The sequence below is a fragment of the Streptomyces sp. NPDC021562 genome (assembly GCF_040640875.1).
Lineage (GTDB): Bacteria > Actinomycetota > Actinomycetes > Streptomycetales > Streptomycetaceae > Streptomyces.
In genome coordinates this window covers 43449-60395 of the sequence record NZ_JBFACN010000040.1, presented here as the reverse complement: position 1 = coordinate 60395, position 16947 = coordinate 43449, and the positions used below count along the sequence as shown (strand labels likewise).

Annotated in this window: 20 protein-coding genes; 15 read left to right on the top strand and 5 right to left on the bottom strand. The window is 66.1% G+C overall.

Annotated elements, in window-relative coordinates; all coding sequences use genetic code 11:
* Positions 1-90: 90 nt before the first annotated feature.
* A complete protein-coding gene (locus tag AB0G52_RS38020; RefSeq protein ID WP_132892047.1) occupies positions 91-447 on the bottom strand; it encodes a carboxymuconolactone decarboxylase in 357 nt (118 codons plus the stop codon).
* A 274-nt stretch (positions 448-721) separates the two neighbouring features.
* On the opposite strand from AB0G52_RS38020, the gene AB0G52_RS38015 reads away from it, so the two are divergent.
* The 4 genes from AB0G52_RS38015 (at position 722) to AB0G52_RS38000 (ending at position 4919) form a co-directional block, all read left to right on the top strand.
* Entirely contained in the window at positions 722-1549 is an 828-nt protein-coding gene (locus tag AB0G52_RS38015) for a class II glutamine amidotransferase (RefSeq protein ID WP_361343445.1), read from the top strand.
* A 389-nt stretch (positions 1550-1938) separates the two neighbouring features.
* Positions 1939-2268 carry a hypothetical protein gene (locus AB0G52_RS38010; RefSeq protein WP_361343428.1) on the top strand — a complete coding sequence of 110 codons (330 nt, stop codon included), beginning with the start codon at positions 1939-1941 and terminating at the stop codon, positions 2266-2268.
* A gap of 364 nt (positions 2269-2632) precedes the next feature.
* The gene (locus AB0G52_RS38005) at positions 2633-4057 is read left to right on the top strand and encodes an AAA family ATPase (protein WP_361343425.1); all 1425 of its coding nucleotides are present in this window, start codon (positions 2633-2635) and stop codon (positions 4055-4057) included.
* Between the two features lies 1 nt (position 4058).
* Positions 4059-4919, top strand: coding sequence for a hypothetical protein (locus tag AB0G52_RS38000; RefSeq protein ID WP_361343422.1), 861 nt, complete (start codon positions 4059-4061; stop codon positions 4917-4919).
* 214 nt (positions 4920-5133) lie between these two features.
* On the opposite strand, the gene AB0G52_RS37995 is transcribed toward AB0G52_RS38000, so the two are convergent.
* Genes AB0G52_RS37995 through AB0G52_RS37985 form a run of 3 tightly spaced genes read right to left on the bottom strand, consistent with a single transcriptional unit; the run spans position 5134 to position 6417 of the window.
* A complete protein-coding gene (locus AB0G52_RS37995; protein WP_361343442.1) occupies positions 5134-5535 on the bottom strand; it encodes a hypothetical protein in 402 nt (133 codons plus the stop codon).
* Positions 5535-5963, bottom strand: coding sequence for an ATP-binding protein (locus AB0G52_RS37990; RefSeq protein ID WP_361343419.1), 429 nt, complete (start codon positions 5961-5963; stop codon positions 5535-5537). The genes AB0G52_RS37995 and AB0G52_RS37990 overlap by 1 nt, the downstream gene beginning before the upstream one ends.
* 46 nt (positions 5964-6009) lie before the next feature.
* Positions 6010-6417, bottom strand: coding sequence for an NUDIX hydrolase (locus tag AB0G52_RS37985; protein WP_361343439.1), 408 nt, complete (start codon positions 6415-6417; stop codon positions 6010-6012).
* Positions 6418-6524: 107 nt separating this feature from the next.
* On the opposite strand from AB0G52_RS37985, the gene AB0G52_RS37980 reads away from it, so the two are divergent.
* The 10 genes from AB0G52_RS37980 to AB0G52_RS37935 all read left to right on the top strand — a co-directional run bounded on the left by AB0G52_RS37980 (position 6525) and on the right by AB0G52_RS37935 (position 13781).
* A complete protein-coding gene (locus tag AB0G52_RS37980; protein ID WP_089100239.1) occupies positions 6525-7316 on the top strand; it encodes a GntR family transcriptional regulator in 792 nt (263 codons plus the stop codon).
* A 169-nt stretch (positions 7317-7485) separates the two neighbouring features.
* Entirely contained in the window at positions 7486-7842 is a 357-nt protein-coding gene (locus AB0G52_RS37975; RefSeq protein WP_089100240.1) for a hypothetical protein, read from the top strand.
* Positions 7842-9218 carry an FtsK/SpoIIIE domain-containing protein gene (locus AB0G52_RS37970; protein WP_361343414.1) on the top strand — a complete coding sequence of 459 codons (1377 nt, stop codon included), beginning with the start codon at positions 7842-7844 and terminating at the stop codon, positions 9216-9218. Before AB0G52_RS37975 ends, AB0G52_RS37970 begins: the two co-directional genes overlap by 1 nt.
* 88 nt (positions 9219-9306) lie before the next feature.
* Positions 9307-9939 (top strand): DUF2637 domain-containing protein, encoded by a 633-nt coding sequence (locus AB0G52_RS37965; protein ID WP_361343411.1) that lies wholly within the window; start codon positions 9307-9309, stop codon positions 9937-9939.
* A 264-nt stretch (positions 9940-10203) separates the two neighbouring features.
* Positions 10204-10395, top strand: coding sequence for a mobile element transfer protein (locus AB0G52_RS37960; protein WP_352093630.1), 192 nt, complete (start codon positions 10204-10206; stop codon positions 10393-10395).
* 16 nt (positions 10396-10411) lie between these two features.
* Complete coding sequence (locus AB0G52_RS37955) at positions 10412-10606, top strand: hypothetical protein (protein WP_132888888.1); 195 nt, start codon at positions 10412-10414, stop codon at positions 10604-10606.
* A 24-nt stretch (positions 10607-10630) separates the two neighbouring features.
* The gene (locus tag AB0G52_RS37950; RefSeq protein ID WP_361343408.1) at positions 10631-10879 is read left to right on the top strand and encodes a SpdD protein; all 249 of its coding nucleotides are present in this window, start codon (positions 10631-10633) and stop codon (positions 10877-10879) included.
* A 124-nt stretch (positions 10880-11003) separates the two neighbouring features.
* The gene (locus AB0G52_RS37945) at positions 11004-12323 is read left to right on the top strand and encodes a replication initiator (RefSeq protein WP_361343436.1); all 1320 of its coding nucleotides are present in this window, start codon (positions 11004-11006) and stop codon (positions 12321-12323) included.
* Positions 12316-12555: a helix-turn-helix domain-containing protein gene (locus AB0G52_RS37940; protein ID WP_361343405.1), complete on the top strand. Its 240-nt coding sequence runs from the start codon at positions 12316-12318 to the stop codon at positions 12553-12555. Before AB0G52_RS37945 ends, AB0G52_RS37940 begins: the two co-directional genes overlap by 8 nt.
* A complete protein-coding gene (locus AB0G52_RS37935; protein WP_361343402.1) occupies positions 12555-13781 on the top strand; it encodes a tyrosine-type recombinase/integrase in 1227 nt (408 codons plus the stop codon). The genes AB0G52_RS37940 and AB0G52_RS37935 overlap by 1 nt, the downstream gene beginning before the upstream one ends.
* A 791-nt stretch (positions 13782-14572) precedes the next feature.
* Here the strand turns inward: AB0G52_RS37935 and AB0G52_RS37930 are convergent.
* Entirely contained in the window at positions 14573-15334 is a 762-nt protein-coding gene (locus AB0G52_RS37930; RefSeq protein WP_132892048.1) for a phosphoglyceromutase, read from the bottom strand.
* 165 nt (positions 15335-15499) lie between these two features.
* Here AB0G52_RS37930 and AB0G52_RS37925 point away from each other — a divergent pair, with 165 nt between their 5' ends.
* The gene (locus AB0G52_RS37925) at positions 15500-16858 is read left to right on the top strand and encodes an MFS transporter (RefSeq protein WP_361343398.1); all 1359 of its coding nucleotides are present in this window, start codon (positions 15500-15502) and stop codon (positions 16856-16858) included.
* Positions 16859-16947: the final 89 nt, after the last annotated feature.

Sequence of the window (16947 nt, the reverse complement as noted above, 5' to 3'; positions counted from 1 at the left end):
CGTCAGGTGCGTGCTCTGGGGGTCCCCCCGGCCGAAGGCTGGGGGAGCGTGCATGGCGTCGCGCGGCAGGCGGGACTTTCGCAACACGCCCTAGGGGGCGGTACGGCTGGCGGCTTCGGCCTGGGCGATGGCTTCGGCTTCACTGTCGGCCAGGGCGAGCGCGACACCGAACGCCTGGGCGATGTGGCCGGCGGCTGACATGACGCGTGCCGTCCCGACGACAGGGGCGATGGCGACGAGCAGGTCTTGAAGTTGCTCGACCGTGAACTCGGCTTTGATCGCGGGGTTGATGTGGGCCAGATAGGAGATCGCCGGTGCGTCCATGGCCACGAGTGCGGCAATACGGGAGAGGATGAGCGTCCGCTCGTCCATGTGACAGTGCTCGACGGAGTCGATCGTCATGGCGGCGATCGTGTCGAGTACCGGAGTCTCAGGTGCAGTAGCCATGGTCGGCCTGCCTCCTTGCGATGTAGGGACATACCACCCGCTCAAGCGGGAATCCCCCCTGCACAACCGGAGGTTGCGCATCAAGCGTAGGCACGCTCGGCTCGTTGCGCGCGTCGAGCCGGACCGCTGGACCGAGCGCGCAACAAGTCCGCCTCGGAGAGGGAGGCGTCGGCTGCGGAATCACCCGCACGGTGTGAGGCGGCCAGTCCCCTTCAAGCGCACTGTGCATGCAGAACGTCCGGTGAAGCAGCGAGGGAAGAAGAAGGGCCCGGCAATGTGCCGCTGGATCGCTTACTCGGGTACGCCCGTCCTTCTCAGCAAGGTCCTGTTCGAGCCCGAGAACAATCTGATCGACCAGAGCCTGCATTCCCGCCTGGGAGTGGAGACGACCAATGGCGACGGCTTCGGTGTCGGCTGGTACGCCCCGGACTTGGCCGCTCCCGCCGTTCTGCGCGACGTCGGCCCGGCCTGGAACAACCGCAATCTGCACGATGTCGCTACCCATGTCCGCTCAGGTCTGTTCTTCGCCCATATCAGGGCGACGACCGGAACAGCTGTGCAGCAGACCAACTGCCATCCCTTCCGTAAGGAACGCTGGCTGTGGATGCACAACGGCGTGATCAAGGAGTTCCGTCGGCTCAGGCGTGACCTTGCTCTGGCCGTCGACCCGGCTCTCTACTCCGACATCGAGGGCTCCACCGACTCCGAACTCATGTTCTTCATCGCTCTCACTTTCGGTCTCAGGGAGGATCCGCCCGATGCCGTGGCGCGCATGGCCGGCCTGGTCGAGGAGATCGGACGCAGGCACGGCGTCCAGCACCCCCTCCAGATGACCGTCGCGGTGGCTGACGGCGAACGTCTCTGGGTCTTCCGCTACTCCAGCGAGGGTGCGTCAAGGTCGCTGTACGTCAGTGCCGAGGTTGACGCGCTGCGTGCGCTTCATCCGGACGTCTCGTTCCTGCGGGAGATCTCGGACGAGACGCGCCTTGTCGTGTCCGAACCGCTGGGCGACCTCCCGGGGGCCTGGAGAGAGGTGCCGGAGAGCAGTTGCGGCATCGTCCGGCCCGGCCAGGACGTGCTCCAAGCCTTCGAGCCCCGGTGAACCCCCACGGAGGGTGCGTCCCTGCCGATCGTTCGGGCTCGATGCGGATCTCGTACAGCCACTTCCCACGCCGCGTCCGAGGCGTCCGCGGCAAGAGCCGACGAGACCGCGAGAATGCCCCCGCACCGCGCCGTTTGCGCAGGTCGGGGGCATGATCACGGAACCTACTTCTTCTTGCCCTGGGTCTTGTCGGGGATCTCGGTGAGCTGGGTCTTTGCTGGTCAGGGGCAGTGTGCTCGTGCGCCTGGTGGTCGTCGTTGGTCGTCATTGGCCACTGTCGAGCGACCTCGGACGGCCCAGGGACGGCCCAGCCTCACTGGGAACCCGCCAGCCCGAGACGGACGGTGCGGTCCGGGCTCGCTAGCATCTTCGCTGTTGGAGGGGGTGTCATGGCCCTGGTCCGCAAGGGATCGCGACGGATCGTTGTCGACGGTACGGTCTACCGCCGGCGGCTGCGTGGCAGGCCGGCGTACTTCCAGGGCTCGGCCTGGTCGCCGTGCACGTTTGCGGTCGAGCATGCGGACACCCCCGGCATGACGCTCGTGGTCACCACCGACCAGCCGCATCCGAGCAACTGGATCGGTCGTGAAGCTGAGGCTGTACTGCCGTCCGGTGTCGCCGCGGCTGTTCGTCTTGCCCTGAGTGAGGGTTGGACTCAGGCGGTCCCGGGCTCTGCGTTTCACCTGGATGAGTCCGCGGGCTTCACCCTTTCGCACTGAGAGCCGGGGAATCGTCGGGGCTTGTACCTCAGCCGATGACCGTCAGCCACGATGGCGGGCGCGTCGACCGATCAGGCGCGCGTGTGCCTCCCTGTACCCCCACCGGCCTCAGCCACGCTATCGGGGTTGTCGTCAATCACAGTAAGTCGCGATGGCCGATCCATGACGACGACACAGGAGCCCCAGCTTGGTGCGCTTGGAATATGGGGGGTGACCTGCGACGGGGCGGTCCCGGGTCTCGGGTGCTTGACTGACCGGCTGCTTGGTCCCCGACACGCCGCGTAGTTCCCTGCACGATCTGGTACGCCTCTGGCCCGAGCGGGGCGTCATCAACTACAGGTTGGAGTAGATCGATGCGAAACACGTGTGCAGGCTGCATGCGCAGGATATTCTGTGCACCTTCCGCTCGGCTTGGGGGCATCTGGTGCGACCGATCGCGAATGTTAGGGTTCTGGGGCTTTTTGGATACATCAATCATGATGTCGATTTCAACAAAGAGCCTTCTATTACAATTATTTCAGGTCCGAATGGGGCCGGGAAAACTCATTTCCTTCGAATCCTTCACGGCTTGATGGTTCTGGATTTGAATACCCTTGCATCTGTTGAGTTCGATCGAATCGAGGTAACGTTTCGCGATAAATGGATCATGGGCATCCGTCAAATTCGAGACGGGGATCGAGTTTCCGATTTCGAGCTATACGGCAAAAAACCACTTGTACGTAAGAGGCAAACTCTTAAGTTTAAATTCAACGAAGAAGAACAATCGGTCGAAGATGCCCCGGAACACTGGACGCGACTTCCGGACGGGAGTTGGTACGACACTCGTTTTGATCGTGCGATTCCTGTAGCGCAGGCCAAAAGATGGGGCCTCGCTGTAACGCCACCTGCCCTGGAGAGGGTTAAAGGAACCTGGGCGGAAGATTTGTTTGCAGATTCGCGGACAATTTTTGTTGATACGCAGCGTCTGGATGCTGCGCCAACGGGCGCGAAGCCGCAAGGTCGAGTTGTCCGCCACGCAAAGCCGGGGACTACAGCTACTAAGATTCTCTTGTATATCAATCAAGTTACTGCCCAGCTTTCCGATGCTCGCCGCAAGTCACTAGATGAGTCACTATCGGCAGACCAGACTTTTGCTGAGCGAGTAATGCAGAAGGCGCGAACTACCATCAAGGAGCGGGAACTAAAAGAGCGGTATGAAAGAATTGCCGATCAGCATGCCGAGCTGCATGCCAGCGGCATGAGTGTCCGTCCTGTTGATGTTCGTTTTCCCGAGGGACGTCCAAACCCCACCGAGAAGAGAATTCTTAACATCTTCTTGGATGACTGGGAACGCAAACTTAAGCCGCTTCTGCCCATTCATGAGAAACTTAATTCTCTTAGGAGGATTATTAAGACTAAGTTCATCGGTAAAGAGCTCTTCCTGAGCCCGAGGGGGCAAATCAGGTTCCGATCCAAGGTTAATGGACGGACTCTCAGTGTCCACTCACTTTCGTCAGGTGAGCAGCATCTCCTTGCTGTCTTTACGATGCTCCTGTTCTCGGCAGAGAAAGGCGCACTTGTACTGATTGATGAGCCAGAGATTTCCATGCATGCGGCATGGAAACACGACTTCCTTAAAGATATCGAGGAAGTCGCCAGAATCTCCGATCTGCAGATCGTTGTTGCAACACATTCCAGTGCCATCATTCATGGAAACTGGCATCTAGTTCAAGAATTTGAGCTTCCTGATGTCGGCGAAGAGGGCCTTGAGGTGGCCGGCAGTGACGACGAACTTGATGAGGAGGTTTAGGATGGCTAACCCGAAATCGATGCGCGAGTTGGACTGCGTTGCCGACCGCATTCGGCTGAATCGTCAGAAAGATAAGCGACCGGTCGTGATTTTGGAGGGGCCATCAGATAAGCGGATTCTACAGCGCTCTTTCCAGGATCAACACGTCTCCTACTTCGTGGCTGGCACGCGGAACGTGGCCTTGGATACAGCTGCTCAACTAGCTGATTGGGGGGAAGGATACTTCACGTGTGTCGTGGATAGGGATTTTGATGATGTGGTAGCGGAAGCAGTATCAAAAAACTCCTCCGTTCATCCGTATGAAAACGCAGACCTAGAAGCGATGCTGGCAGTGTCGAAGACCGGAATTGATCTGATATCCGAACTGGGCAGCCTTGACAAGATCGAGAGATGCGGTGGCGAAGCTGCTATCGTTTCGCGACTGCTGGAACTGGTTACTCCAGTGACTCGGTTGCGGCGGGCTAGTTTTGAGAATGACTGGAGACTAGCGTTCGATGCGGTTGACCTTGCCGCAAAGATCGATAAGAAGGAAATGAAACTCAAGCTTCAGTCGTATTGCATTTCCTTGCATGGAGCGTCGCGGAGATCTCCCGGTCCAGCCATACTGGAAAAGTACGCTGTGGGGGCACTTCCGTTGAGACAGGAACCGAGCTGTCCTCGCGGTTCCACGCCTTATTTTCGCGGTCGGGACTTTCTTGCGGTCCTTAGCGTAGCCCTCTGTGCGTTTTGCGGCTCAAAGAGGGCACAGACTGTACTTCCGGATAGTCTGGAAGAGGCGTTGCGTCTTGCTGGGGCCTATGAACTGCGAACTACTGCTTGGGGTGCAGAGCTTTTGTCTTTGTTGCAGCGCGAAGCTGCTTGAAGGATCTCAGATCGCGCTAATTTGAGCGGCGTTGCTTTCGGCGCGAGTGATGACCCCAGAAGCTTCCAGGGCGTCGGGGTGCTTGCTGTGTGCGCGGCGTGGGCGCCGGCCGGGCTGGAGCGGGACGAAGGCAGGAGCGCAGGCCCGGCCGGGGGCCGGGCCGCGCGCGGGGAGCGGAGCGAGCCGCACTTGAACCTGTAAGGAAGGTTGTAACTCAGTCGGTTGTGTGGGGCGCCTGAGGTGCTGTGTGCGGTTTGAAGTCGTGTGTGCAGAGAGGGAGTTCAACGCCTTGGCGGTGTGCCAGCGGCAGGAAGATCACGGGCCGGATCGCCCATGTGATGCGGGTGCTGGCCTGCGTGACTGTCACCGTGCAGGGTTCGGCGCGCAGGAGAGCTTTCCTCGTCGCTATGCGGCCGTCGTACAGCCACTCCCACGCTTCCTGAGACGCGTCGGGGTCGAGTGCCGGTGAGATGGTGCGGAGTGCGATGGCGACCCATCTGTCTGCCTGGGGGGCGGAGTAGGCGTCGAATGATGCCCGGAGCGCCGGCCACCCCGTCCCGTCGGTGATGTCCTCGGTCCAGCATTCGCACCAGTAGCCGCGCTGCGGCTTGTCCATCAGCACGGGTGGCCTCCGGTCGGTCGGCCCGCGAACAGCTCGGCGGTGACCGTGTAGCCGCCGTCGCTCTCGTGGACGACGACGCGATGGGCGATCGCGCTGACCATGCCCAAGCCTCGGCCGTGCTCGGCCTCCTGGTCCTGGCGCTTGATCTTCGGTGCCGCGCCGGCGGCCCCCTCATCCGTGACAGACAACGCGATCACCTGCGCTGACACCGCAAGGGCCAGATGGAAGCTGCCCGACTCTTGGCCGCTGGCCGTGTGGAGGATCGCGTTCGCGCTCAGCTCGCTCACGATCAGCTCGGCGTCCTCGGCTAAAGGGGAGCCGCGCAGGATGTCGCGGGTCCAGCGTCGGGCCCGGCTGACCTCTTCCGGGAAACCTGGGCAACTGAGCCCCCAGACCCGGGCTGTACTCGTATACTCGTGCATACAAGTTCCTTCGTGCTGGTAGGCCGCCATGTGCAGCGGGTTCGGGCTAGACGAGTTTCACGCCATCGTGGGCGCGGATCGCAGGTGGAGACGCCGCGTCCATCGCGTCCAGGACGCGGATGGCGTATGCCTCGTCGGCAAGCTCGGAGACTTCTTCGCGGGTGGCCCAGCGCAGTGCGCGGGTCTCGTCGCCAGTGGTGGGCGTGCCGTCGGCGGCCTCGCAGCGGAAGACCAGGGAGACGATCAGGCCCGTCATGTTCTTGTAGACGCCGGTCAGAGTCGCCGGAAGGGCGATCTTGATGCCGGTCTCTTCGAGGACTTCGCGTTGCAGGGCCTCGGGAATGGTCTCCTCGCGTTCGAGGACACCGCCCGGCGGTTCCCACTTGCCGTTGTCCCGGCGCTGGATCAAGAGGGCACGGTCGCGGGTGTCTATGACGACCCCGGCGACGCTCACGGAGTGCGGGCGTTCTGTGCTCACGTTCCTCGGCCCTCTCGGCTGGCTAGGCTCTCCACCGTAGCAACAACACTCGCCCACTCGTCTAGATACCTAAAGGAGTACAAGTGAGCCCTGCTCTTCCTTCGGGCCTCCTCGGAGATCTCGACCCCACGAGCGATCGTGCGGTCTTTAGGCAGATCGCCGACCAGCTGCGCGAAGCCATCGACCGTGGACGATTCGGTGAGGGCGAGAAGCTGCCCTCAGAGGCTGAGCTTGTCGAACACTACGGAGTGTCCCGGATGACGGTCCGGAACTCCTTCTCCATCCTCCAGGGGGAAGGGCTGGTGCATGCCGAGCACGGGAAGGGTGTGTTCGTGCGGCCCCGTCCTCCCGTGCGGCGGCTCGCCTCCGACCGGTTCGCCCGGCGGCATCGGGAGCAGGGGAAGTCCGCGTTCATCGTGGAGGCGGATGCGGCCGGCAGTCACCCCCAGGTCGACAGCCTTGAAGTGAAGGAAGAGAAGGCCAGTCAGGACGTCTCCACGCGGCTCGGGTCCGTGCGGCGGGTGCTCGCCCGGCGGCGCCGGTACCTCCTCGACGGCCGGCCGGTCGAGTTCGCCACCTCCTACCTCCCTCTCGACATCGCCCGCGGCACCCAGATCGCCGAGCCCAACCCCGGGCCTGGTGGCATCTACGCCCGCCTCGAAGAGCTGGGCCATCGCCTCGACCACTTCGAGGAGGAGATCCGCGCCCGGATGCCCTCACCCGACGAGGTGAAGACGCTCCGGCTGGCCTCCGGCGTGCCGGTCATTCACCTGATCCGTACCGCCTTCGACACCGAGGGGCGGCCCGTCGAAGTCTGCGACACCGTCATGGCGGCGGATGCCTACGTACTGTCGTACCAGCTTCCGGCGACCTGATCGTCATGGTTTGCGGTGGTTCGCGGGAGACGCTTCCCGAACTCGTACACCCAACACGCATACTCGTATAGACGAGTGGGCAAGTTGCGTGGCAAGGTGATCGTCGTGAGCCCGGGAGATCGGGCTCGCGGATCGCTACACGTATAGACGAGTAGATAGGAAGTGTTTCGTGCGCACCATCCGTGTTGAGACCACCGCCGCCACGATCCTTCTCACCGAGGCTCCTGAGCCCAAGGTCCGCGACCGCCAGACCGGCGAGATCGCCAAGGACGCGGTGAGCGGTGAGGCGCTGATGACCATCGGCGTCGTCTACATCGAGGACGGGGAGTCCTCCCTGATCAAAGTCACCGTGCCGGAGGGCGGCGTTTCCGAGGGGCTGAACCTCGGTGCGCCGGTCTCGCTCCCCGGCCTCGTCGCCCGGCCGTGGGAGTCCGTGTTCAACGGGCAGCAGCGCCACGGCATCGCCTACCGGGCCGCCGCCGTCACACCGGCCGCGTTCCCGGCCACCATGGGGGCCACCGCCTGATGACCGACCTGACAACGCTCCTGGAGGTGGGTGGATCTGTCGCCGCGCTCGGCGGCGGGGCCGCCTACACCCGGGCCAAGCACCCGGCGGCCTACTGGTCCGCCGTCGGCGGCCCGATATCCACGGTCCGCCTGCTCAGCTCGTACGGCTCCGTCATGGAAGCCTGCGGACTGACCGTCGCGCCCTCCCGGCTGCGGGTCCTCGCCGTCAAAGCCACCACCCGGCGAGAGGTCCGGGCGGTCCCGCCCCGCCGGGGCATCATCCGTCCCACCTCGACCGGTCTGCGGCTTCGCCTCCGGCTCGCTCCCGGGCAGGAACCCGCCGACGTCGCCGCCTCGGCCGAACGACTCCGGCACGCCTGGGGAGTGCATGCCGTCTACGTCACCACGGTGAAGCCGGGTGTCGTGGAACTGCGGCTCGTCGGCTACGACGTCCTGCGACGGGTGCGCATGCCCCGCAAGACCGGCGGCGGGTTCCTCAAGGTTCCGGTGGCGCTGCGCGAGGACGCCATGCCCTTCGTACGCGACTATCGCACCGTTCCCCACCAACTCACCCTCGGCGCAACCCTGTCGGGCAAGTCCATGTACCTCCGGCACCTCATCGCCGGACTCGCCCCTCAGCCCGTCGCCCTCGTCGGAATCGACTGCAAGCGGGGTGTCGAACTGGCGCCGTTCGCAGCAAGGCTCTCGGCGCTCGCCATCGACCCGGACGAAGCCGCCGAGCTGCTGCCCGCCCTGGTCAAGGAAATGGAGGATCGATACGACCTGATCAAGGAACGGCAGGGCATCGCGCCCGGCACCCCGGACGAGAAAATCACCTCCGACATCTGGGGCCTGCCGGAGACCCAACGCCCCGTGCCCATCGTCCTGTTCGTCGACGAGGTGGCCGAACTCTTCCTCACCGCGACCCGCAAGGACGAGGAACGGCGGGACGAGATGGTCACCCAGCTCATCCGCCTCGCCCAGCTCGGCCGCGCGGCCGGCATCTACCTGGAGGTCTGCGGGCAGCGCTTCGGCGCCGAACTCGGCAAGGGCGCCACCATGCTCCGGGCCCAGCTCACCGGCCGCGTGTGCCACCGCGTCAACGACGAAGCCTCCGCCAAGATGGCGCTCGGTGACATCGCTCCCGAAGCGGTCTTCGCCGCCTGTGCTATCGCTCCTGAGATGCCCGGTCTCGCCGTCGCGGGCGACACCTCCGGCGGCTGGTCCCGCATCCGCACCCCGTACCTCTCTCTCGGCGATGCCGCCGAGACCTGCCGGGAGGCGGCGCACCTGGTGCCCGACCTGACTTCGCTCAAGCCCTTCCGGCCTCACGTGCCCGTACACCCGGTCGAGACTTCAGCCCCAGTCGTCCGGCCGCGTCCGGTGACCGACTGACCGTCGTCCCTTCCTCGCATCGGCCTGCGTGACCGCCTCGCGCCAAGTCCCTACCCCTCCCATGCCCGAAACCGAAAGGAGCCGGACCGTGCGCGTCCACCTCGGCCGTGTCGACGCGGTGTTGGTCCAAGCGCTCATTGCTGCCGCGCTGTCCTTCGCCCACCTCCATGACGTAGCCACGGCGGCCGGGCAGGACGGGTGGAAAGCCTGGGCCTACCCGATCAGCGTTGACCTGCTGCTCGTCGCCGCATGGCGTCGACTCCGCTCCGGGACGGCCAAAGCGGCGGCCTGGTGCTGGTTCGTCATCGCCCTCGTCGCATCCCTAGGAGCGAACGTCGCCACCGCCGGCCTCCTCGACCTGGACGACGTCCCCGCCTGGCTACGGATCCTCGTCGCCGGATGGCCCGCCGTCGCCTTCCTCGGCGGCACCCTCCTCGCCCACTCAGCGCCGAAAGCAGCCACCGAAGAGGTCGGCGCCGACGTCATCGAGGACCAGGAGCACGAGCCCGAAGCCACACCAGCCCCGCCGCCTGTCCAACCCGCCATCGAGGCGTTGCCGGAACAGCCACCCGTCCCGGTCCCGGCCGCCCTGGTCGACCACGCCCGAAAGGTCGCCGCCGAACACCACACCCGCACCGGTACCCCGATCGACACACCGACCCTCCGCGCCCGCCTCGGCGTCCCGGCCCCCATGGCCGAAGCCGTTGCTGCGCAGCTCTGAGGCGAATGCCGATGAGGGGGTTATCGCTTCCTCAGCGCTCGCCGCGTTCCGACAACGGCCGAAATGATCAGTACCTCAAGGCAGCACGTGGTGATCACGGTGGCCCAGGACTCGCCCACCCACCACCTTCCCCCAACACACGCGAGCCCAAGTACCAACGCGGCCGTACCGAAGGCGGCGAGCCGCCGTGCCCCTTGTGACATGCCGCCTATCTACACGTCGTCACGCCCAACAGGCAAGCGATCAAAGGGAAGGACACCTCTCTTGCCAGCCAACCGCCGCTTCCGCAACGTCATCCGGATCGGCCCCGTCCAGGTCGGCACCGCCTACGACGACCGGGGCCGCGAGAAGCACACCGCCGCCTGCACCGCCCCGCGTTGTGGCTTCTCCGCCGACTACGACAGCCGCGCCGCCGCCGAACTCGCCGCCCGCACCCACCGCTGCCCCGTCCGCTGAAAGGACCCTGCGCCCCGTGACCCTCAACCTTCCGCTCGTCGTCGTCCTCGGTTTCTTCGCCTGGGCGGCCGTCAAGTACCTCGGCGTCCGCACCTGGATCGTCGTCCTGGTCGCCCTCTTCGGCTTCTGGCTCTCCCACACCTTCCTCGCCCCCGCCATCGAATCCGGCACCCGTTCCGGCGTGACCGTCATAAACGGCTCACATGCCTAGACGAGTAGATAAGGAGTCTTGACCGTGTTCCTGCCCAAGTACCCCGACAGCCCCACCCCGCCGCCCGCACACACCCACACCCCGACCGACCCGGCCCCCACCCGGCGCTCCGCACTCCCGGCCGTCTCCGTCAGCACCGGCGCCGTTGTCGCCGTGCTCACGGGCGGCGTGGTCCTCACCGCGCTCCTGACCGCCGTCGCCGTCTCGGCCATCTCCGTGGCCATCGCCGCCGTGGTCCTGCGCTCCCTGCTGCGCGAACACAACCGGCGCTGAACCGTGCCCGACCCCTGGGGCGGCCACGACACCGCCAAGCATCCGGCCGCCCCGGGGCCCGTCACCCCCTGACCGAGCCAGCCAGAAGGAGCCCGCCATCTTCACCCGCACCACCCCGCCCCCGCTGCGCGAACTCACCAACCTCGCCGCAGGCGGCACCCTGCCCGGTATCCTCCGCCAACTCTCCGGCCTCGGCGGCTGCACCAACCCCATCCGCCTCGACGGCCACCGCACCGAGTACGACGTCGACACCACCACCGGCGAGATCGGCCGCATCCTCCAGCACCTCGACTCCACCGACCTGCCCGCCGGCCAACTCCTCGTCCGCTGCAATAACCGCCGCACCACCCGCTGCCCGGCCTGCGCAGAGGTCTACCGCCGCGACACCTTCCACCTGATCACCACCGGACTCCGGGGCGGCAAGGGCACCCCTGAACACGTCGCCACCCACCCCCGCGTCTTCGCCACCTTCACCGCCCCCGGCTTCGGCCCAGTCCACAACCGCCGCACCGACGGTCGCGCCTGTCGCTGCGGCACCCACCACGACCAGGACGACGACGCCCTCGGCACGCCGCTCGACCCCGACACCTACGACTACGAAGCAGCCGTGCTCTGGAACGCCCACGCGGGTGCCCTCTGGCGGCGCTTCTCGATCTACCTCCGCCGGGAGGTCGCCAAGCGCGCTGGCCTCTCGCAGCGCCGCCTACCCGACCATGCCCGCGTCTCTTTCGCCAAGGTCGCCGAATACCAGAAGCGCGGCGCCGTCCACTTCCACGCGGTCATCCGCCTGGACGGCCCGAACGGCGGCGACACCCCGCCCCCGCCCTGGGCCACCGCAGAACTCCTCACCGACGCCATCCAAGCGGCCACCGCCAAGGTCCAGGTCGACGGCCCGACCCTCGACGGCCGCACGCACACCTTCGCCTTCGGCCGCCAACTCGACGTCCGTACCATCCGATCCGCCGACTTCAACGACGGCCAGGAGCTGACCGAAAGGGCCGTAGCGGCGTACATCGCGAAGTACGCCACCAAGGGCGCCGAGACCGCCACGGGAGCCCTCGACCGGCCGCTGAAGTTCGCCGCCGAACTCGCCCAGCTCGACATCAGCGACCACGCCCGACGACTCATCCGAACCGCCTGGACCCTCGGCGCCCGCAAGAGCCTCGAACACCTCCGCCTCCGCGCCTGGGCCCACATGCTCGGCTTCCGCGGCCACTTCTCCACCAAATCCCGCCGCTACTCCACCACCCTCGGCGCTCTCCGCGACGCCCGCGCCGAATGGCGCCGAACGCAAGCGGCGGCAACTGCCGATCCTCGACCGGACACGACATACGTCCTCGCCCACTGGGTCTTCGCTGGCACGGGCCTCAGCGCCGCCGAGACCTGGCTCGCCGCATCCCTCGAACCTGCCCCCGGAACCGAAGGAGAACCCACCCGTGGCTAGCCGACACGTCGCCCTGGCCGACGTAGCCACCGAACCGCGCACCTTGCCCGCGCGGTACCTGACCCCCGAGGACCTGGTGGAGATGTTCGAGCTGCCCAGCGTCGAGACGGTCTACCAGTGGCGCCGCAAGCGCACTGGGCCTCGTGGCTTCCGTGTCGGTCGACACCTGCGCTTCGACCCGGCCGACGTTCGGGCCTGGGTGGACTCGCAGCGTGAGGGGGCGGCTGCCTGATGGCCGGACACATCCAAGACCGCTGGTACAGAACCGAGGTCGGACAGGACGGCAAAGACCGCAAGGTCAAGACCGAGCGCCACGGCACCGGCATGCGCTATCGAGCTCGGTACGTCGGTCCGGACGGCACGGAGAGGTCCAAGAGCTTCCCCGACCGGCAAAAGCGACTTGCCGAACAGTGGCTCGCCCACATCGAGGCGGACATGGCGCGGGGGCAGTACATCGACCCGCGCGCGGCACGGATCACCTTCCAGCAGTACGCGGAAACCTGGGTGGAGACGCAGGGAGCGGACCCCAACACACAGGCCTCGATGGAGTCGCAACTCCGCCTGCACGCCTTCCCGTATCTGGGATCGCGTCCGCTCGGTTCCTTCCAGCCCGCCCATATCCGCGACTGGGTGCGGAAGCTCCAGGAGAACGGCGTCCGGGGCTCGTACGCCCGGACGATCTACTCCAACGTTCGTGCCGCGCTGAGTGCGGCGGTGGACGACGGACACCTTCCGCGCAACCCGTGCGCAGCCCGCTCGGTCCGGCCGCCTACGGTCGACACGAAGCGGATCGCCCCCTGGACAACGGAACGGCTCTTCGCCGTCCGGGCCGGCATGCCCGAGCGCTTCCAAGCCATGGTCGACCTGGGTGGGGGCTGCGGGCTCCGCCAAGGTGAGATCCTCGGCGTCGCCGTCGACGCGATCGACTTCGAGTCGGACACCCTCCACGTGGTCCAGCAGCTCAAGCTGAGTCGGAGCAAGGCGGTGTTCGCTCCGCCCAAGGGCGGCAAGCTGCGGGACGTACCCCTTCCCGCGCCGGTCGCCGATGCACTGCGGGCCCACATGAAGCGGTTCCCGCCGGTCGAGATCACATTGCCGTGGAAGGTGGCCGACGGACCGCCGGTGACCAAGCGGCTGATCTTCACCGGGCCGCGGGGCGGGCACGTCTGGCGTACGTCGCTCAACGAGGAGGTGTGGAAGCGGGCACTGGCCTCGGCCGGTGTGATCCCCGAGCGGACGCCGGGCCAGTCGTACGCCGAGTCACGCGAGAACGGCATGCACGCCCTGCGCCACTTCTACGCTTCGGTGCTCCTGGACGCCGGAGAGAACATCAAGGCCCTCGCCGAGTACCTCGGCCACTCGGACCCGGGGCTGACACTCCGCGTGTACGCGCACCTCATGCCGTCCAGCCAGGAGCGCACCCGCAAGGCTGTCGCTGCTGTCTTCGGCGATGCGTAAGCCGAACTTTCAGCACTTTCACGGCGTGATTCGTGACTACAGATTCGTTTGAGGTGGATTCTCATTACGTGATTCGCGTTACGGATTCAGTGCCACGGTTTCAAATCGCACATCATGATTCCGTGTTCGCGATTACGTCTTTCGAATCTGGTTTCACGTTTGGTGATCCTGAATCTTCTCGACGCAAGATTTCGTGGCAAAGTTCTTCGCTGCATCACTAGCGACATGTTCCCTTCCGAGGACAGCAGCAAGTCAACTAGCAGGACACCAAGACCTAGCATGGCTCATGGACCACCTGAAGATGAAGCCTACGCAGGCACTCGCAAGCATCAGGGCCAGGTCAACACCCGATACTCCTCTGCGTCAATAGGGTAGATATAGGGCCTGAGCTGAGGCTTTATGTCAACCGCCGGATAGGGTGTATGTTCCTTCTACCCAAATAGCGGAGAGGCCGCCCATGCCGGGGCGGCCTCTCCTTTCCATGAGATCGACTATTTCCTAGGAATGGAACAGCACATGACCCACATGGAGAAGGCCATGGTGCCACGCCGAGGCCTCCGCATCGACCTCACCCTCCGCCCCCTGCCGTCCCCCCTCATCGGTCTTGGCGGCGCGTGGCTGGGTGTCCGGGCCGGCGCTGATGGAGCCGTCGTTGCCTTGGCGGCGCTGCTCGTCTCGGTCCGTATGAGGATCACGCGCATCTAAGCGTCACGGCCCAGAGACGGCCCCAGCACAGCAACAAGCCCCCTACTTGCGGAGAACCCGCAGGTAGGGGGCTTGATCAGTCAGGGCTACTTCTTCTTGCCCTGGTTCTTGACTGCCTCGATTGCCGCTGCTGCCGCTTCCGGGTCGAGGTAGCGGCCGCCGGGGGTGGTCGGGGTGAAGTCGGGGTTGAGTTCGTAGTAGAGGGGGATGCCGGTGGGGATGTTCAGGCCCGCGATGTCGGCGTCGGAGATGCCGTCCAGGTGCTTGACCAGGGCGCGGAGGCTGTTGCCGTGGGCGGCGACCAGGACCGTGCGGCCGGCCAGGAGGTCGGGGACGATGCCGTCGTACCAGTAGGGGAGCATGCGGACGACGACGTCCTTGAGGCACTCCGTGCGGGGGCGCAGCTCCGGCGGGATGGAGGCGTAGCGGGCGTCGGCGGCCTGCGAGAACTCCGAGTCGTCGGCCAGCGGCGGGGGCGGGGTGTCGTACGAGCGGCGCCAGAGCATGAACTGCTCCTCGCCGAACTCGGCCAGCGTCGCCGCCTTGTCCTTGCCCTGGAGGGCGCCGTAGTGGCGCTCGTTCAGGCGCCAGCTGCGGTGGACCGGGATCCAGTGGCGGTCGGCCGCTTCGAGGGCGAGCTGCGCCGTGCGGATCGCGCGCTTCTGGAGGGACGTGTGGACCACGTCGGGCAGGAGGTCGGCGTCCTTCAGGAGCTCACCGCCGCGGACTGCCTCCTTCTCGCCCTTCTCGTTGAGGTTGACGTCCACCCAGCCGGTGAACAGGTTCTTCGCGTTCCACTCGCTCTCGCCGTGGCGGAGGAGGATCAGCTTGTACGGTGCGTCGGCCATGGGTCAGAGCGTAATCGACGTGTTCGGGCCGGGGAGCCGACGGCAGGGTGGCGTCCCAGGGGGCGGACAGTTGACTGCATTTGTTAATTGAGTGGCTCAGCAGAGCAAGGGGTCAGTAAGTTCCGTTCAAGCCTCGCACTACTTACTTCTTGCCCTGGGGGAACCATGCCGTCCGCAGCCCTGCGCCGCGCCGTCCGGGAGACCGTCTCCGGTCTGCCCCGGGAGTTCTGGTGGCTGTGGACCAGCACCCTCGTCAACCGGCTGGGCGCCTTCGTCGCCACGTACATGGCCCTCTACCTGACGTTGGACCGCGGATACAGCGCCTCGTACGCCGGGCTCGTCGCCTCGCTGCACGGGCTGGGCGGCGTCGTGTCCTCGCTGGGCGGGGGGGTGATGGCCGACCGGCTGGGACGGCGGCCCACCCTGCTCGTCGCCCAGAGCGCCACCGCCGGCGCCGTCGCGCTGCTCGGGTTCGTGCAGGACCCCGTCGCCATCGCCGCCGTCGCCTTCCTCGTCGGCATGGCCTCCAACGCCTCCCGGCCCGCCGTGCAGGCGATGATGGCCGACATCGTGCGGCCCGAGGACCGGGTGCGGGCGTTCTCGCTCAACTACTGGGCCATCAACCTCGGGTTCGCCTTCTCGTCCGTGGGCGCCGGGTTCGTCGCCGAGGTCAGTTATCGCGCCGGGTTCCTCGTCGAGGCCGGGATGACCGCCCTGTGCGCGGTCCTCGTCTTCCTCAAGCTGCCCGAGTCCCGGCCGCAGCGCACCGTCAAGGAGGCCGAGGCGGTCGGCCTGGGGAGCGTGCTGCGCGACGGCCGGTACATGGCCGTCGTCGGGCTGTCCTTCCTCGTCGCGCTGGTCTTCCAGCAGGGGTCCGTCGGCTTGCCGGTGGCCATGGGCGAGGCCGGGTTCACCCCCGCCGACTACGGCCTGGCCATCGCCGTGAACGGCGTGCTGATCGTGGTGCTGCAGATTCCGGTCACGCGCGTCATCGAGCACCGCGATCCGCGCTCCCTGCTCGTCGTGTCGTCCCTGCTCGCGGGGTACGGCTTCGGGCTCACCGCCTTCGCCGGGTCGGTCGGGGTGTTCGCGCTCACCGTGTGCGTGTGGACGCTCGCGGAGATCGTCAACGCGCCGACCCAGACCGGGCTCGTGGTACGGCTCTCGCCGGTCCACGGGCGGGGGCGCTACCAGGGGATGTACACGCTGTCCTGGTCCGCCGCCGCGCTCATCGCGCCGCTGATGTCCGGTGTCGTGATCGACCGGTTCGGGGCGCGGTGGCTGTGGGGGCTGTGCGCGGTGGTCGGTACGGGGGCCGCGCTCGGGTACGGGCTGCTGATGCGCCGCCTGCCGGAGGAGCAGGAGCAGACATCGGTGACCGGGACCGCGGATGCGGTGACGGTGGCGGTGACCACGGATGCGGTGACGGTGGCGGTGACTGCGGATGCCGTGACGGGCGGGGCTACGGATGCCGTGACGGGCGGGGCTGCGGATGCGGCTGCCGACCGGCGACGGATGCGGTGACGGGCAACGCGGCAGATGCGGCTGCCGACCGGCGACGGATGCGGTGACGGGCAACGCGGCAGATGCGGCTGCCGACCGGCGACGGATGC